Below are 24,633 nucleotides of genomic sequence, written 5' to 3' on the forward strand. Positions count from 1 at the left end.
AGCCGCCACGGCTGGCGCTCCCTTATGAGCAATGAAGTTGGTTCTGTCCCTGAGCAGGCAATGCAACACCACCGCGAGCTTGCGGGCCAGCGCCACGCGCGCCTTTCTGGGACCGGCCCGTTTGGCGACCGCCAACGCCCAGCGCTTCAGATCGGAACCTTTGACCGGTCGCGTCAGGATGACGTTGGCCGCCTCGTAGAGCGCGGTGCGCACGCTCCCATCGCCGATCTTCGAGATGCGACCGCTATGATCGGTCTCGCCCGATTGATATTTCTTCGGCGTCAATCCGAAGTGCGGCCCCACCGCGCGTGATGAGCGGAAGCGCTCCGGCGCATCGACGGCCGCCACAAACGTCAGCGCCACCAGGACACCAACGCCTGGCGTCGTCATCAACCGCTGTGCGTTGTTATCCTGGCGGGCGATGGCGCGCAGCTGGCGCTCAAGCCCTGCAAACTCATGCACAAGCGCGTCGCGCACCTTCAGCAGCGAAGCGGCGATCGCTTCCAAGGTCGAATGGCCTGCAATCAGCTCGCGGATGCGCCCCGCGTAAGTGCGCCGCGTCGTCGGCCCGACCTTGAGGCCGAAGCCGCGCAGGATGCCCCGGATGCTCATCTCGATGTCGTGAAGCTTGCCTTGAATGAGCTTGCGGGCGGTCAGCAGCGCACGCACCTCCTGGGCCGCAAGAGATTTGCAGTGGACCGGCCTGAACCAGCCAAGCCGCATCAACTGCGCAATGCCCCGAGCGTCCTTCTTGTCGGTCTTTACCGGCATTGTCTTGAAGGCTGCACGCACGTGGCGCGTCTCGATCAGCTCGACCGAGAGACCGGCTTTCACCATCCCGGCATGGAGCCACTGCGACAAGGGCCCGGCCTCCAGACCAATTCGCTCCATCGCAACGCCGTGCGCGCCGAACCAGGCGATCAGCGCAGCGGGCTCGCTGAGGATCTTTGCTTCCCGCACAATGCGGCCATCCGCATCCACCACGCACACACTTGAGTATTCCAGGGATACGTCTATGCCGGCATACTCTTTCATGGTCGTCTCTCCGTGCTGCTATGGAGCAGGCCACTCCTGACTCCGCGACACCATCATTGTGAGGGACGACCACCGGCCCTTCAAACCTGCCGGGCCGGGTTCCGCCCGTTACACCATCTTCTTGGCCTAGAACGTGAACAACCTGGCAACACTCCGTGTGTGGGCTCGAGCAGCGGAAAGCAGCTATCTCCAAGCTCGGGCCAATAGCGGACAGGCCGCACGCAGCCTCGTACCTGCCGGAACAGGCGTTTCGCGAGCCTCCACTCGGAAGACAGCCCGCGGCGCCAGATGGCTCGCGGGTTGCCGACGGGAAATCCGGATTGCTGCCCCAGCCGAGTTGGGTCAGACTAGCAGGATGCCACGAACCGATTTCGAGACCACCGTTACCGTTAAGCTGCTTCACCCTGACCGCGGCGACTCCGTGTTCTCTGCAATCCTTGAGCGTGATCCGCACTTCCTGCGTTGGAACCGAATGTCACTGATCGGCGGTGACGACGACTATGGGCGTTTCTTGGGGATCAGCGTGGGGCAGCTAGAGTGGGAGCTCTACGACAACCCTGATTGGCCGAATTCGGGAGGCAGTCAACCAGAACACCGAACATTCGGTGCGGCTATTTTGACTCGGAGTGGAAGGGCAGGCGGCACCTCAATTGCACGCGACGGCATTCAGAAATTCGCCGACCTAGCGATCCACAGACATGTGGAAACACTCACAATATCTGATGGCAAGCTATCTGCCATCTACGAGTTTCTTCAAAGACCACCCACCTGGTACGCCTATCCAAGGCGGCTGACCGACGCGCTGTACGTGCGCGGGGAGTGGCGAAGCGTGCCTTCGCTGGGGTTGAAGCTGCGGTTGCTCACTAGCGGATACCGGCGGAAAGATTCCAGGATTTCGCAGGAAGTCGAACTGATAGAAATTCCCGGCGTTGAAGTTCAACCCATTACAGACATGCCACCTGAGGCCTTTATCACAGCCGCCGAGGACCTTTGGTTCAGCATTCGTGTCCTGCTGATGTATCGGTTCCGGCAGTCCATAACGGCACTGACCGAGCAGGTCTCCACCTCTGACACAATAACGACCACGTGGCATCACGTAGAAGTCGAGCCTAGGCAGGAAGCCCGCGACTTCGACAGTATTGATTTCTTCGGACGCGTAGACGACTTTCTCGCCCAAGCGGCTCCGAGGCTCGCGGCCTATCGCGATCAAAGTGGCCTCCTCCACGCGGCAGCTTGGGGCTACGCCGCCTCTTTTGGCACGTCTGTACTGAATGCCCAACTGACCGACCGCGTTGAGGCAATTGAACGGCTCGTGGCTGTTTACGAAAAGACCTCTGACCTCGATCGCGACCGTGTCAGTCGTGAAATGTGGAAGCCGATCAAATCGGCGCTCAAGAGGACGCTTGACGACCTCGACATTGCTGAGGAACTGGCAGGCCACCTGAAGCGCGGGTTCGCCTCATCGCCCACCCTGACCCTCCAAGAACGTATAGAACGGATGGCAGCCAGGTATTCCGATCAATGGAACCAGGAGGATCAAGGCTTACTCAAAGGGCTTAACAATATGATCGCCGCACGCAACGCCATCGTGCATGGCAGGTTAGTCGATAACATCGATCGGCTCGCTGTGGAACGGCTGAGGGCACAAGTGATCTTCGAGAAGCTCTTTATGAGCTTCTTGGGATGCGACGAGTACTATTCGTCAGGGCATGTACAGTTATCGATCTCATCCCTTGAGCAGCGGCTGGCGGGGTTATAACGACAGATAGAAACTCACGCCATCGAGTGGCTTTCTATCTATTTAACAGCCGCCTTTGGCGAGCGGCAGTGTACCCATGCAGTCCACCGCCGCTGCGACACTCACGTGCCAGCGCGTGTCATATTGCTTGTCAGCGAAACGGACATGTCGATGCGACGAAGTTGGCGGCGAAGGGGCGCGCAATCGGGATACCCAATCTTCAACTTCTGCTTTAAGCCTGTAAGCATCGCGACAACATCCTCGGGTGATTTGGCCATTTCCCGGTATGGAGCGTCCGCCTCGACCTCGGTATAGGAAACCTCAAAGAACTCCGGTCCATCGAACACTCCCCTTCCAATCTCGAGACTCATCCAGTCCTCTAAGGTCGCGCGCAGCGAATTCAGTCGCCGGTATGCCCCATAGGGTCGGTGTTTCGAACGCAACGGAGTACCGCCTTGATGATCCGCCCAGCCTCTATATGCCCCGCAATCCCCAGCTCGCCGGCAGGGCGGCGCTGAGACACCCCTACATTGTAGCTGTAGGCAACGGTCGTCGCGCTAGGGACAGGATAAATGGTGCCCCGGCATCTGGCGCGGCGCACATCCGGAGCGTTTTTCGCCAGCGGGCTTGTGAACGTATCCCATGAGTATGAAGATTCCCCCGGCCAATCTGGTTCGACGAGCGGTGCGGGCATTGCCTCGATCTTGGCCACGAGTCCCTCAAGCTCATAGCCCGAGCGCCCATCTGTCGCGACGTGCAGCTCGCAATTGTACGGACCGTACATTCCCGGCCAGGACGTTTTCAAAACTCGCCAGCCGGTACGGATCGCCCACGCAGCACGCGCCGCTTCATCTGGCGCTCGAGCGTAGGGCTCATCAATCAGAATGAACTGTCCTCTCTCCGGGTCGACCCATAGGGTCGCGTGATCGCTGTGTGGCAGTTCATCCTCGACTGAGCCATTCGGATAAGCCTTGCGGAGATTGCGCGATGGAAGAAGGCCTGTGTGCTCCATGAAGCGAAGTGAGCGTTCGGCGGTACAGAGGCGCGCGCGTGCGTAGCTCTGCGACGGGTCGACCATATCACATACGAAGTGATCGTCGGACACCCGTCGAAGCTCTCCAAAACCACGAACCTTCTTGAGCTCGGATTTCCCGCAAACTTCTAGGAGAGACTTTCGGAGGTCGATTCTGAGGGTTTCTCGACCGCTTTGCCGTAGCTCTTTATCCAGCCAATATCTGGTCAGCAGCACATATGGCCTTGAAGTCATCTCAGCCTGCGCATTGAACACGCGTCGCGCGTTCCGAAAATTCGTGCAATTGGCTGCCCTAGCAGCAAGATCTAGCGCAAGCGAGTGCTTGATCCCTTGCTCTTTGCGAAGCTGCGAGGCGAGCCTTTTAATACCGTCGAGCGTCGTCGGACGCACATTACCAATCAACAGAGCCATTCTCCTGGCTTGATTCGCAAGCGTCACTCGCCAACCGCCTTTCAAGCCCGAATGGTTGTTGAAAGGATTCCGATACATGTAAGAGCAGTGCTGCCAGCAGCTTAGGAACGGCGAGTGCCATGCTCATGCCAAGAGCAACTCAACCGTAGGCGAAACCGCGCATGCAATCAATAGCGCGATCGCAAGCGTCGAGGATGTGCACGCAATCATTCCGAGCGGATCACCGATGGGCGTTCCCTAGGACAGGCAGTGCCGCTGCCCTACTTCAATTGGGGCGGAAAGTCCTGGCCTGGCTAAAATGACTGATTTTTGCCCGCAAATGCGGCTTTCGGGACAGAGCATGGATAGTTGCCTTCCAGATTATGCACCACGAGGATCATCAAGCAATCCTATCGTCCCGTGGTCAGCCGATCCAACTCAGAAGCTTTTATCAAGATCATCATCTTCGACAGCCTCATCGCGAACGCCGACCGGGCTGATCGAAATATGTTCTGCCTCGGTGAAGATCTCATTCCCTTCGATCACGACCAAGCTTTTCACGGACTTGGATGGACCGTCGAGAGCCTGAACAGGCGGGGACCGAAGCGAACCGGTCTACTGCAGACACTGACCTTTCCTGGACCAACGACGACACGCGGAAGAAAATGCTTTCGATTGCGTCCAATTGGGCCGCTGCGCTTGATAGTCAAGTAGAAAACATCGTCTCGAAGATAGGGTCTTTCGTTGCGCTCGATTCAAAGGAGCATTCGGCCATTTGTGAATTTGTGTCGTGGCGAGCACAGAACCTGGAAGAACTGGTTCGTGAGCGCCTCCAGACACATCCATCACAGGTCTAAATGCATGAATGGAGCACGAACAATACAAACTCATGTCCTCTTTGAAGGCAAGCGACGACCAACAGTCCAGGAAAGGCAGCTGACCGAATGACGCGTAAGGCACTTGTTATCGGCAATCGAAAATACAACGGTGCGTATGAGCTTAGAAATGCAGTTAATGACGCAAACTCGATAGCCGATGCTCTGACGCGCAATGGTTTCGCGGTTCAAAAGTTGATAGACGCAACCTCTGACAAGATGAAGCAGGCAGCCCTCGACTTCGGCAAGTCGTTGGCACGAGAAGGAGCAGGCGTGTTCTACTTCGCCGGCCATGGCGTACAGATTAAAGGCGAAAACTACCTCGTTGGATTGGATGCAGATCACACGAATCAGGCATCGACCGAATACCACTCGCTGCAGCTGAGCTATGTCGTCTCCCTTATGGACGGCGCTCGCACGGAAACCAACATCATTATTTTAGATGCGTGCCGGAACAATCCCTGGGACGGAGGCTGGTCACGTTCTGGCGGATTAGGTGGCTTGGCACCGATAAGTGCGCCGCGCGGTACGTTAATCGCTTTTTCTACATCTCCCGGACAGAAGTCACTGGACGGACTTGGCTCGAATGGTCGTTATACCGAGGCGTTGCTTCAGCATATCGATGCCGTCTGTCCGGTTGAGACGATGTTCAAGCGTGTCCGCGCCACGCTTGCCGCCGCCTCGACGAACGAGCAGGTTCCGTGGGAACACACATCACTCGTCGCCGAGTTCTATTTCAATCGCAGTCGTAGAATTCCCACAACGAACTATGCAAGCCAAGCCGTTCAAGACGGTATATTTATCCCCGATCCCGCAAATCCCGGCCACGCGCTAATCTCGGCATTGCGCTCGCATAATTGGCCGGATCAAAATCGGGCCGCCGACCATTTGGATGCAATGGCCGCAATTGCCATGACTGACGACGAGTGCTTCTTGGCGGGGCGCGGTTTGTATTCCGCTTCGGTAGGCGATGCGCGGCGCGCGACCACCTTTATCGACCAGTTCGTCAATCGAACCATTCCTTTCCCACCAAGCAAGCGAAAGGCCGTGCTTGACGGAATTCTGTTCGAGATATTCTTCGATCGCGCCGGAAAGGTTCGGATGGAGCCGAAAACGGAGCGATTCGACGCGGTATTTGAGATCGCTATTCTGCCCGATCTACGCAACAGCCTCGAATTCGTAGCCGAGTGCCTCGTTCAAACCGGTAAGTCTTTTCACGCGTTTCCAGATTTCGATCTTGACGTCGCGGTCGATGTCCTGACGGAAATCGAGGCCGGACAGGCTGTCCCCGCAGTTAAGGGAATCATGGCCGGCGGGCGCAATATTCTAGCTCCCCAGTTTCCGGACGAGGAGGACCCAAATATTGCACCGATCTATCAAACAATAAGCGAGCAAAAGTTTCGCCAGAAGCTATCCAGCCAAGCCGCGATCCCAATTTCACGATTGAAAATGAACTACCCGGACCTTGTGGGGCAGCCTCTACAACTCAGATTCCCTTACGGCCAGCTCGTCCGTTGGATGATTTGATTGATCACGACCGCTGGCCGCTGAAGTCTACGCATCCTAGCGTTTGGTTATCTAACTTTCTTTTTTTCCTACGAGGTGACCCCGTTTACAAAATGAAGAGCGGACTGATAGTAATACCGTGTTGGGGAGCGGGCATGACTATTGAAAATCTTCAAACCTTCCTTGTTTATCCGAACAAGGGTGTTGCTGAACCACGGCTAATCAGCGGCACGGACGTGCCACTAGAGGGAGAAGTTTTCACACTTCTCAGTGAAATCTATTTAAAATCGGAGCGCGAATGCTCGATCGACATCGCCTTCAATCAGCCGACAGAGGGAGTTGGCTTAAATCCTTGCCGAGCTCTTTTGCTTGATTACGCTCGCGCCCCGTCGGTCGCTACCGGACTTCCTCTGGCGACGCGCCTGGCAGCTTATTCGACGAAGCGCTCAGGGCTTGGTCTCCTTTTCCTCGCAACGGGCGTGGTGGGTGCCCAGCGCAAGATCGTCATCGCGCGCTTTGCCGCAAACAGCGGCATTCTGGCGGATGAGAACCGAGAGGCACTTAGCGTCGAGTTCGTCGAACGTGTTTTTCTCAGAAGCGTTGGATCCTACAAGGCCGTGCTGTACCAAGATACAGTCACGGATCACGGCTTCTGGATGGCCAAGGCTGTCGATCGACAGATCAATAGTAGCGAGACGGAAGTCTCCCGTTATTGGATAGCAGATTTCTTAGATTCCGACTTCAAGACCACGTCAGCCACGGGCACCCGGGTGTTGGCTGTGGCCATGCGGAATGCAGCGAAAGCGACTGACAACCTTGACATAAAAAAAGAAATTACAGCCGCCGCGACGCTTGGGGCTGGTCTCAACGATCAGGTGATGACTGCAAACGAATTTATTGCTCGCCTCGGCCTCTCCCAGCGCTCACGTGAAGCGATCACGGCGCAGATGCGACATCAGGGACTTTTGAACGAGCAGTTTCGGTTCAGCGCCGAAGAATTCAATCGCCAATTACCTTACAAGTCCGTCGAACTGCACTCCGGCGCGATATTGACAGCTGCAGCCACTGAGTTCGATCAGGTGTTTGCTCATACTGAGCCGACCGCAGACGGCCAGGTCACCTACACAGCGACCGGAAGAGTCATTAGCGAGAAGCTTGAAAAGGTGCAGAGGTGACGATCGAGGACGAATATCGGGCTCGCTACGAGAAGGTGCTGCTACCGCTTTCTGCCTCACTTTCCGCGCTGTTGACGGAGCATTTAAGTGGTCACAAGCGGATTGACCGGATTAGCTCACGGGCCAAGAGCGTGGATCGGTTTGTCGCGAAGGCGGGAAAAATGACGGACCGGAGCGTCCCGAAATATGAGTATCCGCTTGACCAGATCCAAGATCAAATCGGCGCCCGCGTGACGGTCTTCTATAAATCCGACGTGGAAAGCGTCCGTGAGGTGCTGATGCGTTATCTTCGACCTGTCGAGTCGAGAGATCTCGTCCCAGCATCAGAATGGGAGTTTGGCTACTTCGGCTGGCATTCAGTATGCCTATTTCCGGCGGAGCTCATAGTGCCGGATTGGCCTAAAGAACTTGTCCCCAACTTCTTCGAGATCCAGGTTAAGACCCTATTCCAGCATGCTTGGTCGGAAGCAAACCACGATCTCGGATATAAGCCAGAAGGAGGCGGTCTAACATCTGACCAAAACCGTCTGCTTGCTTTCGCCTCTGCGCAAGCGTGGGGCGCCGACCGTGCATTCGATGAGTTGTTCAATGAACTTCACGGCCTGCCGTTTAACACTTGTGGGGAGCATGCCGCCGGAACAGGCTTTGATGCCACGGAAGGATGTAGGGTCCAACTCTCTGGATGAGTAATCCAACACCCGTACCAAAATTGTTTCCGCTGGGTAAGCTCGAACAAAGTAAGAACATTTACTTTGACAATCATCCGAATTCGTGGCTAATCGGTACCTTCGGTCTTGCCCAGTTGAACTTTGAGTCTCAGGGCAGCCCGCCTACAGCATGAAAATTTCGTATCCGAAGATAATAAATTCGCAGGGTTATCCTTATGGCAAAAGATAATTCACTGTCATTGGAATTGCACAAGATAATTGGACAGCGGATCGACGCCGGTCAAATTGCTCAACCTAGCCAAATTGTAGAAGAGGCCTTCAGGAACAGGCCCCTGACTGGACCGCATGCCGAGTTCTACAAGGCCTTTGCGAAGAAACAATTGGTCAGCGTTGTAACGCAAATGCTGAAGCGCATTGGCATGAGCGACGATCCTGCACCGCCCCAAATGGTTTTCCCGGGCCATACCCGTTTGGTCAAGTCCTATCCTGTGCGCAGGAACGGCGAGCGAGCTTTGGTTCCCCTAAGTCAGTGTACGCCCCAAGAGCTATCAGACCATATTTCGCTTTTACGAAAGCAGGCGAAGGGCTGCGAAAACCACGCGACTGAGTTGGAAGGCTATGTCAACAAGAGGCTTTCTGTAGGAGACGCGGCTTTCGCCGGCCAAGCGGTACACCAGCTCGAGCCCGCTTGACGGATAAAGGATCGAGCTAATTTTCGCGACTTCCATAGCGGGGAACGCTGAACCCAAAGCAGATGTCGCTTGGCATTTAATTAGGGTCTTCCTCACTTTGCGTGGTTCACTCACCGTTAGACGTGATTCCGCTATGGCCGGGCATGCAAACGAAAACAAAATGGTCGCCCGGCCCAGGGGCAAAAGTCCTGGGTGTCGCGCTCACTGCTGATGACAGTTGGGTTGTTTCCGCTACCGGACCAGGGTTGAGCATTTGCCCTGATTGCGGCCGGCGGATTCGAAATCGGCATGGCTGGTCCAACCGGAGCGTTCAGGATCTGCCGGTCCAAGGAAAGGCCGTAACGGTTAAGCTTCGGTTGAGCCGCTGGCGGTGCGCACACCAGAACTGTCAACGACAAACGTTTACTGATCGACTTCCGACGATTGCTCCCCCTTATGCGCGCCGGACAAGGAGGGTCTCAGAGATTGTCAGTCTGCTCGGCCACAGTGCAGGTGGTCGTCCTGGCGAGCGCTTGATGCGAAGGCTCGGCATGGCTGTCAGCGACGACACGATCCTGCGGCAGCTGAAGCGGGATGCCGCGCTCGCGCGTAGCGACGCTGCGATCCGGGTCGTTGGCATCGATGACTGGAGCTGGCGGCGATCCTGGCGCTACGGCACGGTGATCGTCGACCTGGAGCGCCGTTCGGTTGTCGATATCCTTGACGACCGGAGCGTGGCAAGTGCCGCGCAATGGCTGGAGCGGCACCCTTCTGTCGAGATCGTGAGCCGAGACCGATGCGGGCTTTACGCGCAAGCGGCCCGCGAAGGAGCGCCGCAAGCGCGTCAGGTGGCTGATCGGTTCCATCTCATGCAGAATCTGCGCGTCGCAATCGAGGAGCAGATGAGCCTTTCCGGCCGCGCCACGGGACGAGCTTTGCTGCCGGATAAAAACACCGGAAGCGCGCAAATCGATCTGATTCAGGAGGATCCGCAGGTTGATGCAGCGCACCGGCGCCGGTTCGCCACGCTCATCGAGAATCACGGCAGATGGTCTTCGATACCGTGCACGCCTTGCACAAGGAGGGTCTGGCCTGTTCGGAGATCGCACGTCGCACCGGCTACGGCCGGCGCAGCATTGCGAAATGGCTGACTTTCGAGACACCACCCGACCGGCGAAGGTCGGCGTTGAAGCCGACATCGCCCTTATATTTCGAGGCATTCCTCGCCGCGTGCTGGAAAGATGGCAATCGCTGCGGACGACATCTGTTCCACGATATCAAACAGCGCGGCTACACGGGCAGTTTCTCGAATCTCGAGCGGCTTCTCGCAAGCTGGCGCCGCGCCGAGAGGTCGGTCAAGGACAGTGCGTCGCCGGCTCCGATCATACCGCATCAATCGGACCGCGATGCTGTCATCCCGATACGGGATCCGGAGACCGGCCATGTGATCTCGCCGGGTCGCGGCTGCCCTTTGCATGAAGCCGCGAAGCATGCTGACGATCAATCAGGCGAGCAAGGCGGACGCCCTGAAGCAGGGGTCACATGAGTTTGCCCTTATGCGCAGCCTTGCTATGCGATTTCGCGGCATTCTCCGGAGCGGCGAATCGAGCAAGCTTGACATCTGGATCGACGATGCCGTCAGCTCCGGGCTCGCTCCGATGGTGCGGTTCGCGCGGGTCTTGCACCGTGACATCGGCGCCGTCCGCAACGCCATTGAACTCCCCTGGAGCAACGGCCAGGCGGAAGGCCAGATCAACCGCCTGAAGACGATCAAACGTGCGATGTATGGCAGAGCGGGCGCGGAGCTCCTCAGAGCGCGCATGCTACCGCTCATCAATAATCATCACCACACAAGGTGAGAAAGACCCGGGCACAAGTCATGTGCCGAACTTAAAGAGTCAGAGCGGCGCCTGAGAGAAATTGCTGCGGATCCGATCGCGCATTAGACAACGCCCTCCCCACCTCTTACAGTTGAATGATGCAGCGAATCGGCACTCAACTCATCCTCAGCGCGCATGATCTGGTTGGCCACCTGAACTGTCGCCATTTGACGGAACTCGACCTTCAAGTGACAGACGGCGTACTAGCGAAACCTACTCGGTGGGACCCATTGCTCGAGATCCTCCGAGAGCGGGGCTTGAAGCACGAAGCCGAGTTCCTCGAACATCTCAAGGGTCAGGGATTGGAAGCAACCTTGATCCCCGGCGTCGAGGTCAATGACGGCACCGTTGCTGCCACGTTAGAGGCAATGCGATCCGGCCAACCTATCATCGTCCAGGGGGCGCTTCGGGATGGGCGCTGGATAGGTAGAGCGGATGTTCTGCGGAGGATTGAACAGCCGAGTGAGCTGGGTTCGTGGTCCTATGAGATCATCGACACCAAGCTCGCTCGTGAAACCAAAGCCGGAACGGTGCTTCAACTCAGCCTCTATGCCGATCTGCTCAGGTCGATGCAAGGGATCGCCCCAGAAAACGTTTATGTTGTGGTGCCGTGGACCGATTTCGTGCCTCAAGTCTTCCGCGTTGCGGATTACGGCGCGTTTTTCAGAAAGGCGCGCCGCGCGGCTGAGGAGGCCACCAACGTTCGATCGGGGGAGTACTACCCGGAACCGACCGAACATTGCGACGTTTGCCGGTGGTCGGACACATGCGACGCTCGCTGGCGAAAGGACGACCATCTGTCCCTCGTCGCGAATATCTCCAAGTCGCAAATGGCAGACCTGCGTGCGCACTCCGTTTCGACAACAAAGTCATTGGCGGACCTTCCATCTCCGTTCCCATGGAAGCCCGACAGAGGCTCCTCGGCGAGCTTCGAAAAAATCAGGGCGCAGGCGCGTATCCAAGTGAGTGCGCGCGAAGCAGGCGAGTTGCGATACGAGGTCCTCGAAGTAGTTCCGGACACCGGGCTCTGTCGGCTTCCGGAACCGTCGGCCGGTGACATCTTCTTCGATATCGAAGGCGACCCGTTCATCGGTGAGCATGGGCTCGAATACCTGTTCGGGTACCATTACCGCAACGAGGCAGGCGAAATCGTCCGGATCGCCGACTGGGCGTTCGACCGGAGCACGGAAAAGGCCATCTTCGAACGGTTCATGGATTTCGTAACCGACCGCCGTGTGCAGTTCCCGAACCTTCACATCTATCATTATGCGCCATATGAGCCCGGAGCATTGAAGCGCCTGATGGGACGCTACGCTACCCGCGAAAGCGAAGTGGACAAACTGTTGCGCGGCAGCGTCCTCGTCGATCTCTACGCGGTGGTCCGTAACGCAGTCCGCGCGAGTGTAGAAAGCTACTCCATCAAGAGGCTCGAAGCGTTCTACGGGTTCGTCCGCGCCATGCCCCTGAAGGAGGCGAACGTTGCACTTTCGGCATTGCAGGTGGCGCTACAGGTCAATGACTTTGTCTCGGTGTCAGACGAGATTAAGGAGGCTGTAGCCACCTACAACGATGACGATTGTCGATCGACGGAAGCCTTGCGCGACTGGCTGGAGCAGCTGCGTACGGATGTTGTCGCCTCTGGGATCACTATCGACCGTCCTCCGCCCGAAAAGGAAGACGCAAGCGAGGACGTGTCTGAGCGTGAGGCACGCATCGCGGCGCTCATTGGAAGGCTGATTGACGATGTTCCGGTTGACCAGGCAGAAAGAACCCCCGCCCAACACGGCAAGTGGATTCTTGCCCATTGCCTCGACTGGCATCGACGAGAGGCCAAGGCAAGTTGGTGGGAGTTTTTCCGGCTTGGCGACCTGACAGCCGAAGAGCTGCTGGACGAGAAGGCAGGGCTGGGAGGTCTGCGGTTTGTGGGCACGGTGGATCAAACAAAGACCGGCATCCCCACGGACCGGTACGAGTTCGATCTGCAGGACACCGATATCCGGGACGACGACGATCTGCGCGCGGCTGGCGGGGACACCTTCGGCAAAGTGGTGTCGATCTCGCAGGATGGGCAAACGATCGACATCAAGAAGACCAGGCGGACGGCGGACCTTCACCCAGACGGGGTGTTCGCTCACACCCACATCGGCACGGCTGAACAGGAGAACTCCCTCTTTAGGCTTGGCGAATACGTCGCAGATCATGGCATCGAGGGAAGCGGCCGGTACCAAGCGGCCCGTGATCTCCTTATCCGCCACCGCCCGCGGGTCGCCGGCGCGCTTCATATAGACGGCGAGAATACTCTTGCCTGCGCGACCAGAATTGCTCGGCTGCTCGAGGGCGGCGTCCTTCCAATCCAGGGGCCGCCAGGAACAGGTAAGTCTTTCACGGCCGCCCATATGATCTGCACGTTGATCCAAGAAGGGAAGAAGGTTGGAATCACGGCCAACAGCCACAACGTTATCCGGAACCTGATCGACAAGGCCTTGGAGGTCTCGAAGGGAAGCGGCAGAAAGATACAGGCCGGCCAGAAGCTCTCGTCGAAAGCGGAAGACACGGAAGCTATCCACTTCTACACGGACAATGCTGATGCCGTCACGGCGATCGCGACCGGCGAAGTGCAGATGTTGGGAGGAACCTCGTTTTTTTGGGCTCGCGAGGATGCCGCTGGCTGCGTCGACGTGCTGTTCGTGGACGAAGCAGCGCAAATGTCGCTCGCCAATGTGCTGTCCGTCTCGCAGGCAGCGCCGTCGCTCGTGCTACTTGGGGATCCGCAGCAGCTGGAGCAACCGACCCAAGGGTCCCACCCAGATGGAACGGACGTGTCCGCACTCGACCACCTTCTTTGCGGCCACAAGACAATTTTGCCGGACCAAGGTCTGTTCCTGGCGGAAACGTGGCGGCTACACCCAGACATCACCGCCTTCAATTCGGAGCTATTCTACGAGAGCAAGCTCGAGTCCGAGAACAACTGTCGGGCTCAATCGACGACTTCGTCTGGGCCATTCACGGGGACTGGCCTGCGTTTTGTGCCGGTCGCCCATTTTGGCAATCAGTCGCGCTCCCTCGAAGAAGCAGCCGCGGTCGAGCGGATCGTTAATATGCTGCTTGCCTCCGGTATGTGCTGGACCGACCGTAAGGGTGTATCCAGACCGCTGGCGCTGGAGGACATCATCATTATCGCGCCCTACAACGCCCACGTTTTTGAGATCCAGAAACGCCTTCCGAATGCCCACGTCGGCACCGTGGACAAGTTTCAAGGCCAAGAGGCGCCTGTCGCTATCTATTCGACGGCCACTTCTAGCCACTCCGACGCCCCTCGCGGAATGGAGTTTCTCTATAGCTCAAACCGTCTGAACGTGGCCATCAGCCGGGCGAAGTGCATGGCCATCCTCGTCGCCTCACCTGATCTTTTTGAAGTTGAATGCAAGACGCCTCGGCAGATGCAACTTGCGAATGCCTTTTGCCGATATCTGGAAATGGCCGAAACGGTAAAGCTCTGATGGTCTTCACTCCCGTTTCGAATCCACACAACGAAGAGAACAGTCTCTATACGACATTCCCGTTCACTGGCTATCGACAGGCCTCTCCATAAAGTTGCGAGTCTTCCATGGAATCCGTGCATAACCCCGATCGCTTCCTGGCGGACCTCAGGCAGGTACTGTCGCAAGGCAGGAAGCGTATCGGCATTCTGATTGGGGCGGGCGCTCCACTCTCCGTTCGCGTGGATGGCGAAGGGAAGCTTTCCGCGAATGGGAAGCCACTGATCCCGGGTGTTGAAGCCCTAACCACGGAGGCGCTGACTGGCCTGACGGGCGTGGACAAAACTGCGGCGGACGCCATAAGAGCGGCACTTCCGGCCGGCGGCAACATAGAGAGCATACTTACCCGCATAAGACTTCTACAACAGGCACTTGGCGACACCTGCGTTAACGGCCTCGACGGGAACGGGTACGAGGAACTAGGCAGAAAGGTCTGCGCGGCCATTGGAAGCATCGTTGGCGCCAAGCTTCCAAGCGAGCGTTGCGCGTATCACGAACTAATTTCGTGGATCGCGGGTACGCAGCGGCCGCATTCTGTCGAAATTTTTACCACGAACTATGATCTCTTGTTGGACACCGCTTTCGAAGCGGCAAAAGTCCCGTATTTCGACGGCTTCAGCGGAGGACACGCTCCCTTTTTTGACCCCGTCACGGTAGCGGGAGACGATCTCCCTGCGCGGTGGGCGCGTCTTTGGAAACTCCACGGCTCCTTGGGATGGAAAGTCGATGGAGAGCGCGTAGTGCGCTCCGGCGGATACGACTACAACGAGCTTATATACCCCGACCACCTCAAATACGACCTGACGCAGAAGCAGCCGTATGCAGCTCTCTTTGAGCGGTTGAAGCGCTTCCTGATGACACCCGACTCTCTGCTTCTTACTACCGGCTTTTCGTTCAGGGATGCCCACATTTGCGCCGTTCTCGACGAGGCGCTTGCAGTGAACGCGAACAGCTCCGTTATCGCCTTCCAGTTCATGACGTTGAAACAGGAGGAAGCCGCCCTCAAACTCGCCTACGATCGGCCGAATGTATCCGTGTATGCTTCTGACGGCGCGGTAATCAACGGTGTCGCGGGCAAATGGAAGCTTGGTGATGCTCCAAAGAACTGGGGCGAGATTCGAAAGAGCTTTTGGGGACCGCGATGGGACAGCGAGAACCCGATGTTCCTGCTAGGTGATTTCGCAACCTTCTGCCGGTTTCTGGCACTCTCCTATTCTAGTGACATCGCTCGTGTGGAGGTAGAAGCCGTAAGCTCGGAATCAACTGGGGGCGAAGAAAAGTGAGCTCCACTGACCCGACTTTTCTGGGGGTGGTGACTGCGGTCTCGGGCGCATCCATTACCGTCCGGCTTTCCGAGTCATTGGCATCCGGTATGGCCATCATCGGAGGGCACACCTACCGGGTCGGACAAGTAGGCAGCTTTGTGCGCATCCCTCTTGGATACCAGGACTTGTTTGGCGTCGTGGCTGAAGTCGGCGCCACGGCCGCTCCCGAAAACGTGAGAGAAAACGCCCCAAGTGCCGCGAGATGGATGCGAGTTGAACTCGCAGGCGAGGCGATAGGAAGCAACTTCGAGCGAGGACTGAGCCAGCATCCGAACGTCGATGACAATGTGCACATTGTCACGGAATCCGATCTGAAACGCATATACGGCGGAGTCGACAACACACAGGTAGCGGTTGGTACCCTCTCGAGTGCCGAGAACATCGTAGTTCGCCTGTCGCTCAATGCGCTGGTTACCCGACATTCCGCGGTTCTTGGATCGACCGGGTCAGGAAAGTCGACCACGGTAGCGAGTATGCTGCGCTCGATTGTTGGTTCGGGAGAAGCGGCGGCTTCCTCGGCCTCACGCATTCTGCTTCTCGATATCCACGGCGAATATGCGTCAGCCTTGGGCGACCTCGCGAAGGTTTTCAGCGCGACTCCGCAACCTGGGGAGAACCCCCTCCATGTGCCTTACTGGGCGCTCGAGGCCGGAGAACTGCTAGAATTCATTGCCGGTGGCCTAAATGACAACCAGTTGATCGCCTTCACCGACAAAATCCAAGAGCTGAAGCTCCAGAGACTCACAGCCGCTCCGTTGGCGGGGCTCGACACACAGTCGTTGACCGTCGACACACCCGTGCCGTTCTCCCTGAAACAGCTATGGTACGATCTGATCGACTTCGAAACCGCAACCTTTACTGGACCTCAAAGAGATCAACCGGCGCTGCAGGAGCCTGGAGACGCGGACACACTTACACCGCCGCGATACGTTCCGCATGCCATGGGAGCCGCCGGTCCATTCATCAATCAAGCGGCCAAGGGCATCCGGCGTCAGCTCAATCTTCTCCGATCGCGTCTCCTAGATAGACGGTTCGATTTCATCCTTCACCCCGGCCCATGGGAGCCGGACCTTGCGGGCGTTTCAGAGCAGGACCTCGATACGCTTCTCGCTGGATGGCTGGGTCACGACAAACCAATTACCATCCTCGATCTCTCCGGGGTTCCAAGCGTCGTATTGGTCAGGTTGATCGGTTGCATCTTGCGGATCGTGTACGAGGCCTTGTTTTGGAGCCGAGAGAAAACAGAAGGCGGAGTACTCCGGCCCTTGCTTGTCGTGATGGAAGAAGCCCATCGCTATGTCTCCCCAGAGGGGGGCAATGTTGCCGCCGACATCGTCAAAAGGATCGCGAAGGAGGGGCGCAAGTATGGGGTCGGAGCGATGGTGGTTTCGCAGCGGCCGTCCGAAGTCGACGAAACAATCCTCTCTCAGTGCGGCACCCTGGTGGCACTCAGGCTGACGAACCCGACGGATCGCGGACGTGTCAAAGGCGCGCTGCCGGACAATCTTTCCGGGCTGATGGACTTGCTACCGGTGCTACGCACGGGCGAAGCCATCATTGCTGGAGAGGCCGCACGGCTTCCTGTCAGGACCCGCATATTCCTGCCCCCCGAGGAGCACCTGCCCAAGAGTGCAGATCCCGATGTCGCTTCCGCGTGGAAAACAAGGCGCGTGGCCGAAGGGTACGACAGAGTCGTCGCGTCCTGGCGTGCGCAGAGTACGATCGCGGTCGCGCGCAACCTTGAGATCGAGAGACATTTGGTTTCGGACTTGGCTGAGGAACAATCCAACAATGATACGTGATCCCGTAGCTTCCAGCACCGTCGTGTCAATCGGGTACGACCAAGCCACAGAAACGCTAGAAGTCGAGTTTCTGAATGGTGGCGTTTATCAGTACTACAATGTGGGTCAGGTCGTTTACGACGAGTTCCTGACCGCCCCATCCAAAGGACAGTATCTCTATCTCAACATTCGGAATTTCTACCCGTATTCACGGGTGGGCTGATGCACGTCGACGGTGATGTCCCGCCCGGGGACCGCCCTTGACGGCAAGGACGCTATCGGCAACTTTAGCTTGAGGAATCTGTTGGGGGGGGCCCATTGTCTACGATTGAAGAGAGCCTGCGGGCGATATCAGAGCGCGTCAAATCGCATTCCAGCACCATGGCAACCGAAGAGGCGGTGAAAACGGCCGTCGTCCTGCCTTTTCTCCGCTCCCTTGGTTACGAAGTATTCGATCCCACCGAGGTCATACCGGAATTTACGGCCGACGCCGTGGGCAAGAAGGGCGAGAAGGTCGACTACGCGATCAAGATCGACGGCGAAATCCGAATCCTCATCGAGTGCAAACCGATTTCGGTAACACTGGAAAAGAAGCATCTCGACCAGCTCTATCGCTACTTCAGTGTGACGAACGCCAAGTTCGCCATATTGACGAACGGCCGCACGTTCAATTTCTACACGGACCTCGAAGCTCCGAACAAGCTCGATGCCCGGCCCTTCTTCGTCTTTGACGTCACTGATTTCAACGCGGGGATCGTGACCGAGCTGCGTAAGTTCGAAAAGGTCTCTTTCGACGTATCCGCCATACTCGCGACCGCCGAGCGGCTGAAGTACACGTCCGGTGTCAAGCAGGTGATCTCCAAGCTTATCGAAGAGCCTTCCGAAGACTTCGTGCGGCTCGTCGCCGGAAATGTCTACGAGGGCAGGATCACAGCCCAGGTAAAGGAGATGCTGACCGGCGTAGTCAGGACTGCCTTCCGTGACGTGATCATGGACTCGGTGAAGAACCGGCTCTCCAGCGCACTTGCCGATACCGAGGAGGTCATCGAAAGGATTGATGAACCCGTCGAGGAAGAGCCCGAAGTCGTCACAACCGAAGAGGAGCGTGAGGGATACATGATCGTGAAGGCTATAGTCCGAGACACGATCTCGCCGAAGCGCATCGTGATGCGCGACCAAAAATCCTACTGCGGCATCCTGATCGACAATAACAACCGCAAGCCGCTGGCGCGGCTACATTTTAATCGTTCGGTCAAGTACATCGGGCTTTTCGATGGTGAGGCGGAGGAACGGCTCATAGTCGACTCTCTCGATCAGATCTACGATCACAGTGATCGGCTCCGAGCTACAGCGAAGAAGTACTCCGGCGAATAGCGCAGAGCCAGCCGCGACTTCACAAGATCGATGCCGATGACAACGCTCCCCCAGGACTTTCTGGCGGAGTCCAGCGGTCGTAGCTGCCCACCTTTTGGGTCTTTGTGGCTCTTGCCCCCCGAGCTAGCTGGCCCCCAAACTCGGCGGGCGAGCCCCTATCGTTACGGCGGATCTCGCACCACTCCGCCATTTCAGCGTTTAACATCCGATCGAAAGCTTAGCGAATTGCTCCCCCGCTCCCTGTACAGTCCGATGGTCAGCGCGGCCGATGCCGCGATTTCTCACAGCCTCTCGCGCGGCGCTCCATTCTCCATCAAAGCACCACGGACCGAGCCAGGCCTGGTCGCCGCTGTCACGCTCCATGGCATACCGCAGATGGCGATGGATTGGAGGAAGCTCACGACACCGCACGGAGTTCGCTTGAAGGTCAGCGCAGTATTCACGCACAAGGCGCCCCAGGTCAGTTTTAAGAGTCCCGTTGCGGGAGGAAGCCCCTGCGAGTTGGCGGACCTTCTTGTGGTGGTGGACGATTTTAACCGTCGGCGAGCCGCTTTGGTCCAGGCTAAGATGGCCGCTAGAAAGGGAACCGTGCAAATCAGCGGCACCAAGAACAAGGCACAACTCGACCTGTTTACACGGTGGCCGGTTTTTGATTTCGAAGAAACCATATATGGGCTGAAGGGGCTAGATTTGCACCGCGGTGGCCGGGGCCTGACATCGGGTATGTACGGCATAATCGACCGCCACTGGAGCAATCCGCCTAGACACCCGAGTTGGAAGCAAATGGTGCCCGCCTCGGTTCCGGGGTCGGTGGGGGCGGCCCCGTCACTCGGCAGGTTCATCGTGAGGATGATTTTCGGAACGGCCGGACGTGACGCCACCCCCGGCTCTGCCGCTCGAGACTGGGTGCAGATCGTAGACGCCCTTATGTCCGTGACCTACACGAAGTATTTCCACGATCGCCCGTCGCTCGGTCCACCCGCGTTTCCTCGGGGGAACACCACCGCAGCGTTCTTTTTGCAGGGCCAAGCCAAAAGCATCTACACCTTCACGGACGGCGGCCTCGCGGTTGATACTGAGCCGGAGATCATCCGCCTCGAGCGCGAACCAGAAATCGGCGCGCTGAGCCTTCTCCACATCATCAAATCTCCCGCATGACGGTTAGACCGCCCAGCCACGGCACTGGTCGGCTCCCCTCACCTACGATCGGCTGGACGTTGCCTGACTACCGCCGACGCCGGCGTCTTGCACTTCTTCACCCTATGGTCTGATCCACATCGCGACGCGCTTCGCGCGTGAATCGGCACGGCCCACAAATCTGCCCCGGTTACCCCGGTTAGTACGTGGGGCAAATTGGGCGGCATGCGCTGACAGAGCGTGTTCTTGCTGCGGCTCCGACACCCGGAATTCAGTTAGTTGTGCATAATGCTCGGGCTTGGCTTCAAAGAGCGTTGGCGCCGATTCCGCCGATTGGGCAAATCATGATTCCCTCCAGCCATGAAGAAGAGGCTGCCCTCTGTCGAGCATGTTGAGACGCTGTCGCTTGTGGCGATGCGCAGGCTGGTGGGCGGGCTCGTGGAAGAGATGCAAGCGCTCAAGACAGAGGTCGCAACACTGCGATCCGAGAACGAAGCCTTGCGGGAAGACAATGCCCAGCTTCGGCTCGACAATGCACGCCTCAAGGCTGAGAACCAACAACTGCGCGACGAGATTGCCCGCCTGAAGAACCTGCCGCCGCGTCCGCCGTTTCGACCGTCCGGCATGGAGAAGGCGACAGAACCCGGTAACGGTGATCGTGCCCCTGGTAAATCGCCACGCGGCCCCAAGCGTGACAGGAACCGGATCACGCGCACCGTGATACTGAGGGCCGATGCGCCTGAAGGCTCTCGGTTCAAAGGCTACAAGAGCTTCTTCGTGCGCGATCTGGTGCTTGCGGCCGAACTCGTGAACTACCGCCGCGAACGCTGGCAGACGCCCGAAGGCAAGGTGATCGTCGCGCCTTTGCCAGAAGGGGTCTCCAGCGGCTTTGGTCGGAACCTGCGCCGCGCCTGTCTGGCGCTGCATGCCCAGGGGCAGGTCACCACACCGCGCCTGACCGCGATCCTCAACAGCATCGGCGTCGAGATCTCGAAGCGGCAGGTCGTCCGGCTGCTCACCACCGATCTTGAGCAGTTCGTCGAGGAAGACAGTGCGGTTCTGCATGCCGGACTTGTCTCGGCGCCCTTCATCACAGTCGACGATACCGGCGCCCGCCACAATCGGCGAAACGCCTTCACCACCCAGATCGGCGGCGAACGCTTTTCGACCTTCCGCACCAGCCTGTCGAAATCGCGGCTAAATTTCCTGTCCGTCCTGTGGTCGGGCCATCAAGATTATGTTCTCAATGACGAGGCGATGAACTGGCTGAAGGCGCAAGGGCTCGAGCAGGCGCTCATGGCAAAGCTCAAGACCAATCCCCCACAATATTCGCCGACCAGGCTGCGTTCCTCGAGCATTTGGTCAGCAAGGGCATCGATATCCTCGACTGACAGCTTCTGCGTCCTGTCGCGGAGGCGGCAATCTGGGGGGCGATCCGCCACCATGGACTGCTCGGCAACACGGTGATCGTTTCGGACGATGCGGGTCAGTTCCGTGTCGCCAACCACGCCTTGTGCTGGATCCATGCGGAACGCCTGCTGCAGAAACTGATGCCGGCGACACCGAAGACCTGCCACAAGCTCGACATTTCATTCTATATGTATCTCGGCGATCGTCTTGGCCTTGACGCTGCTGGATCACGGATCCCGCCGCTCGCTGACCTCGTCATCACCGCGCCCTAACGTTCATCCCTTCCTCGGAAACGGCACGAGCTTGCCACCCTGCAATTTCCCAACGCTCTTTTCTTTTCGCAGCAACTGCGGTGAGACATTCCATTGGCGGGCGTTGTCGCCGTGCACCGTGACCGTCTTGCGGTTTCGCCGGATCACGATCCCTGCCTGCGTCTGGCCGTTATTGTCTTCGAACATGACACGCTCACCGATCGCCAGTTCAAGCAGCGCGTGAGTTGTCTTCTGTTGATGCAGAAACTGCAGCCGATCGACGATCTTATCGTGCAATTCGATCAGCTCCGCTTCACTCAAGGCGTCAAGGTCGATCCTGTGCATCCTGGCCTCCACTCATGACGATGGTCGCCCCGAACATGCGCCAACGCAATCGCCCTGCACGAACAACCCACAAGATCCTCCGGCAAAGGAAAATCCAGCCCCGCCACCCAATTTGCCCCACGTACCCCCGGTTACGTCGCTGTGGTCGCCTTCACGAATAATTACCTATCTGTATTAACTAAGCAAATCTCACAAATGGAAGCTAAGTACGGTTATCTTTCCGTCATCCGGACGGCGATGTTCGCGATCCATCACTATCGATAAGTTTCCAGTATCGATGATAAAGCGATTCGCGGCGCCGGTCATCGAATCTTGGGCGTGCCGGATCGGCAGCTTCGCCTGGAAGTTTGGACCTTTCGGCCCCTTCCTGACTCGTTCAGCCGACTCATTTGCCTGACCGCGTGGACTGGACCTCTCCCAGCGGCCGGCCGCGGAGCGGTGCCCCAGCGACCACTCCATCTCAAAACGCGGCTGCGGTTCCTTTTATAACAGCTGATTTTATCGTTCTTCGGCCATGGAAGGCGGCTGACGCGAGTTCCTGACCTTCGACGAACCGATGCTCATTGCAGCCCCCATTTCGCGCTGTACGGCCCTCCATTTCGAGCATAAAACACGCTTGCAAAGGTTCCTTTTCTCGTGCACGCCTTGTTTGTACAAACGTCGCTACAGAAGTTTCCAAGATTCGGATAGCCATGCCCGCGAACTTCAGTCCCCCTCCCCTGCCCCGAAGACTGGTTGGATATGCGCGTGTTTCAACAGACGATCAGCTCAATGATGCCCAGGTTGACGAATTGCGCGCGGCCGGGTGCGATCGCATTCACCAGGAACACGGATCCGGCGCGTCGCGTACGAGGCCGGTTCTTGCGAAACTGCTGAAGGATCTCACGGCTGGCGACGTGCTCGTCGTCGTTCGCCTTGATCGCCTGGCCCGATCCGTCAGCCATTTGCTCGACGTCATAGAAGACCTTGAAAAGCGAGGCGCCCACTTCCGGTCTCTGCGCGATCCAATCGACACATCCACGCCGCAGGGCATATTTTCTTTGCAGGTGCTTGGAGCTGTCGCCCAACTCGAGCGTGCCCTCATCGCGGAGCGAACCAAATCCGGCATGAAGGCCGCCAAGGCGCGTGGCAGGATGCCCGGCAATCCCGGGCTTCGCGAACGCCGACCGGAAGCGATCCGTTCGGTTTCGGCCGCTCGCGAGCGAGCCTACCTCGATGAGCTGATTTCGTCAGCGCAGACGTGGCTGCCGACGGTACGTCAGCTACGTCCGCAGCATAGCTGGGACAACGTCGTGCGTGTCCTCAACCGTAGGGGTCACAGTTGGACGGTGGAACGCTTGCGACGGGCTGTCCACCGAATGGTGCGTGAGAAGCTCGCTGAACCGGAACTGCTCGCTCGATCGCCGCGTCGGCCGGCTGAACATCAACTGATGAGGCTGGTTGCCGCAATCGCGATCGCCGATTCCAATCTGTCGCTGCGCGACATTGCTGCCCAGTTGGATCAGATGCATGAGCGACCGCCACGTGGGGGGCGGAAGTGGCAACCGTCTTCCGTCAGGGCATTGCTGGAGGAAGCGCGTCGCTTCGGGCTTATCCGCTTATGAGTGCTTGGTCCAAGGCGCGGGCGAGCTGCCTATTACGCGAGCGCTGTGGAAAATGTCGTCCACGCGCCGCGCGCCAAATTTGCGCCGGCCAGAGGGGAGATTCGATGCCCTGGGCTATCCGAATCGGTGAGCCGATACCCTGCCCTCGCCTACGCCGTGGACGGCTGCTCCAATGAACTCCCGGAGCGTAGAGAACTCACGCTCGATGAAAGCCTAGCGGCGTGCCGAGCCAGCCGTCTCGATTGGACCAGATCCATCGGCGCGGCCAACATAAACCGGCGCGGAGCCCAACGAGAATGGTGCGCGGCAGCATGTTGGCCGAGGTCCAGACTGCCCGCGCGTCGGCGACCTAGTGGAATCGGCCGGGGCGCATGGGCCGGAAACGGCGCGACGACGCCTGACGGCTGATCCATCCGCCTTGGGTCTCTCCAGGTGTGCGAAACAACTATTCCTAAAGCGACACAGCGACCGCTGCACAAGTCGGCAAAGCCCGCGGCTCGCTATTACCGCAAGAAACGGAGAAACGGCCCGGTGGTACGTCTGTTGACTTGGAGGCGCCCTACGGCAGCTGTTCTAAGGGAGAACATGGTCATCGGGCACGTCGTCGCCCGACGACCAGGTGACAGATGTGCAGATGATCGACTGCGCTTCCTATTGGCGATCTCATTGTGCAACATGGTTGGCTCGCGCGCCTGATCGGTGGCCTTTGCAACGAGATTTTGCGCGGCATCTGTGCCGACAAGACGCTCACCGCGTCTCGGCTCAACCGTCTGGCGCGGCGCTCATTTCCGCTCCGTGCGCAGCCGATCTCACGTCGGCCGAACGTCTTCGCGGAAACTAACCCAAGCTCCTGAACGTTGATTCGACGAAACAATAGAATGCATTCTTTTCGCCCA

Annotated in this window: 16 protein-coding genes and 2 pseudogenes; 14 read left to right on the forward strand and 4 right to left on the reverse strand. The window is 58.0% G+C overall.

Features of this window, described 5'->3' with window-relative positions; genetic code table 11:
• The coding region (locus GHK62_RS13655; RefSeq protein WP_153439716.1) for an IS110 family RNA-guided transposase at nt 1-1,035 on the reverse strand (1,035 nt) is incomplete at its 3' end.
• 355 nt (nt 1,036-1,390) lie between these two features.
• Between GHK62_RS13655 and GHK62_RS13660 the strand changes: the two genes are divergently transcribed.
• Nucleotides 1,391-2,794, forward strand: coding sequence for a hypothetical protein (locus tag GHK62_RS13660; RefSeq protein WP_153439717.1), 1,404 nt, complete (start codon nt 1,391-1,393; stop codon nt 2,792-2,794).
• A 101-nt stretch (nt 2,795-2,895) separates the two neighbouring features.
• Here the strand turns inward: GHK62_RS13660 and GHK62_RS13665 are convergent, their stop codons facing one another.
• Both GHK62_RS13665 and GHK62_RS13670 read right to left on the reverse strand, forming a co-directional pair.
• Nucleotides 2,896-3,144, reverse strand: coding sequence for a hypothetical protein (locus GHK62_RS13665; RefSeq protein WP_153439718.1), 249 nt, complete (start codon nt 3,142-3,144; stop codon nt 2,896-2,898).
• Nucleotides 3,145-3,173: 29 nt separating this feature from the next.
• A complete protein-coding gene (locus tag GHK62_RS13670) occupies nt 3,174-4,208 on the reverse strand; it encodes a hypothetical protein (protein ID WP_210253344.1) in 1,035 nt (344 codons plus the stop codon).
• Nucleotides 4,209-5,140: 932 nt separating this feature from the next.
• On the opposite strand from GHK62_RS13670, the gene GHK62_RS13675 reads away from it, so the two are divergent.
• From GHK62_RS13675 to GHK62_RS13730, 12 genes and pseudogenes are all read left to right on the forward strand, one after another.
• The gene (locus GHK62_RS13675; RefSeq protein WP_153439720.1) at nt 5,141-6,598 is read left to right on the forward strand and encodes a caspase family protein; all 1,458 of its coding nucleotides are present in this window, start codon (nt 5,141-5,143) and stop codon (nt 6,596-6,598) included.
• 134 nt (nt 6,599-6,732) lie between these two features.
• Complete coding sequence (locus GHK62_RS13680) at nt 6,733-7,752, forward strand: hypothetical protein (protein ID WP_153439721.1); 1,020 nt, start codon at nt 6,733-6,735, stop codon at nt 7,750-7,752.
• On the forward strand, nt 7,749-8,438 hold the full coding sequence (locus GHK62_RS13685; protein WP_153439722.1) for a GTP pyrophosphokinase: 690 nt from the start codon (nt 7,749-7,751) through the stop codon (nt 8,436-8,438). The genes GHK62_RS13680 and GHK62_RS13685 overlap by 4 nt, the downstream gene beginning before the upstream one ends.
• Before the next feature lie 197 nt (nt 8,439-8,635).
• The gene (locus tag GHK62_RS13690) at nt 8,636-9,112 is read left to right on the forward strand and encodes a hypothetical protein (RefSeq protein WP_153439723.1); all 477 of its coding nucleotides are present in this window, start codon (nt 8,636-8,638) and stop codon (nt 9,110-9,112) included.
• A 143-nt stretch (nt 9,113-9,255) separates the two neighbouring features.
• A pseudogene (locus tag GHK62_RS13695) lies at nt 9,256-10,950 on the forward strand (ISL3 family transposase).
• A 119-nt stretch (nt 10,951-11,069) separates the two neighbouring features.
• The gene (locus GHK62_RS13700) at nt 11,070-14,471 is read left to right on the forward strand and encodes a TM0106 family RecB-like putative nuclease (protein WP_153439724.1); all 3,402 of its coding nucleotides are present in this window, start codon (nt 11,070-11,072) and stop codon (nt 14,469-14,471) included.
• Between the two features lie 107 nt (nt 14,472-14,578).
• Nucleotides 14,579-15,793: an SIR2 family NAD-dependent protein deacylase gene (locus GHK62_RS13705; RefSeq protein WP_153439725.1), complete on the forward strand. Its 1,215-nt coding sequence runs from the start codon at nt 14,579-14,581 to the stop codon at nt 15,791-15,793.
• The gene (locus GHK62_RS13710) at nt 15,790-17,637 is read left to right on the forward strand and encodes an ATP-binding protein (protein ID WP_184109014.1); all 1,848 of its coding nucleotides are present in this window, start codon (nt 15,790-15,792) and stop codon (nt 17,635-17,637) included. Before GHK62_RS13705 ends, GHK62_RS13710 begins: the two co-directional genes overlap by 4 nt.
• On the forward strand, nt 17,627-17,839 hold the full coding sequence (locus tag GHK62_RS13715) for a KTSC domain-containing protein (protein ID WP_153439726.1): 213 nt from the start codon (nt 17,627-17,629) through the stop codon (nt 17,837-17,839). The genes GHK62_RS13710 and GHK62_RS13715 overlap by 11 nt, the downstream gene beginning before the upstream one ends.
• Before the next feature lie 95 nt (nt 17,840-17,934).
• Nucleotides 17,935-18,990, forward strand: a complete 1,056-nt coding sequence (locus tag GHK62_RS13720; protein ID WP_167528239.1) for a type I restriction endonuclease — start codon at nt 17,935-17,937, stop codon at nt 18,988-18,990.
• Between the two features lie 252 nt (nt 18,991-19,242).
• A complete protein-coding gene (locus tag GHK62_RS13725; protein WP_153439727.1) occupies nt 19,243-20,148 on the forward strand; it encodes a hypothetical protein in 906 nt (301 codons plus the stop codon).
• 339 nt (nt 20,149-20,487) lie between these two features.
• A pseudogene (locus GHK62_RS13730) lies at nt 20,488-21,695 on the forward strand (IS66 family transposase); the annotation flags it as partial.
• 117 nt (nt 21,696-21,812) lie between these two features.
• On the opposite strand, the gene GHK62_RS13740 reads toward GHK62_RS13730, so the two are convergent.
• A complete protein-coding gene (locus tag GHK62_RS13740) occupies nt 21,813-22,133 on the reverse strand; it encodes a hypothetical protein (RefSeq protein ID WP_153439729.1) in 321 nt (106 codons plus the stop codon).
• A gap of 692 nt (nt 22,134-22,825) precedes the next feature.
• Between GHK62_RS13740 and GHK62_RS13745 the strand changes: the two genes are divergently transcribed.
• A complete protein-coding gene (locus tag GHK62_RS13745) occupies nt 22,826-23,737 on the forward strand; it encodes a recombinase family protein (RefSeq protein WP_153439730.1) in 912 nt (303 codons plus the stop codon).
• The last annotated feature ends 896 nt before the right edge of the window (nt 23,738-24,633 follow it).

This window comes from Sinorhizobium terangae (assembly GCF_009601505.1).
GTDB classification, from domain to species: Bacteria; Pseudomonadota; Alphaproteobacteria; order Rhizobiales; family Rhizobiaceae; genus Sinorhizobium; species Sinorhizobium terangae.

Excerpts from the sequence above, each read along its gene's own strand:
- GHK62_RS13660 (WP_153439717.1), top strand. The coding sequence starts at position 1,391 with ATGCCACGAACCGATTTCGAGACCACCGTTACCGTTAAGCTGCTTCAC.
- GHK62_RS13665 (WP_153439718.1), bottom strand. The coding sequence starts at position 3,144 with ATGAGTCTCGAGATTGGAAGGGGAGTGTTCGATGGACCGGAGTTCTTT.
- GHK62_RS13675 (WP_153439720.1), top strand. The coding sequence starts at position 5,141 with ATGACGCGTAAGGCACTTGTTATCGGCAATCGAAAATACAACGGTGCG.
- GHK62_RS13680 (WP_153439721.1), top strand. The coding sequence starts at position 6,733 with ATGACTATTGAAAATCTTCAAACCTTCCTTGTTTATCCGAACAAGGGT.
- GHK62_RS13690 (WP_153439723.1), top strand. The coding sequence starts at position 8,636 with ATGGCAAAAGATAATTCACTGTCATTGGAATTGCACAAGATAATTGGA.
- GHK62_RS13700 (WP_153439724.1), top strand. The coding sequence starts at position 11,070 with ATGCAGCGAATCGGCACTCAACTCATCCTCAGCGCGCATGATCTGGTT.
- GHK62_RS13705 (WP_153439725.1), top strand. The coding sequence starts at position 14,579 with ATGGAATCCGTGCATAACCCCGATCGCTTCCTGGCGGACCTCAGGCAG.
- GHK62_RS13715 (WP_153439726.1), top strand. The coding sequence starts at position 17,627 with ATGATACGTGATCCCGTAGCTTCCAGCACCGTCGTGTCAATCGGGTAC.
- GHK62_RS13725 (WP_153439727.1), top strand. The coding sequence starts at position 19,243 with ATGGTCAGCGCGGCCGATGCCGCGATTTCTCACAGCCTCTCGCGCGGC.
- GHK62_RS13740 (WP_153439729.1), bottom strand. The coding sequence starts at position 22,133 with ATGCACAGGATCGACCTTGACGCCTTGAGTGAAGCGGAGCTGATCGAA.
- GHK62_RS13745 (WP_153439730.1), top strand. The coding sequence starts at position 22,826 with ATGCCCGCGAACTTCAGTCCCCCTCCCCTGCCCCGAAGACTGGTTGGA.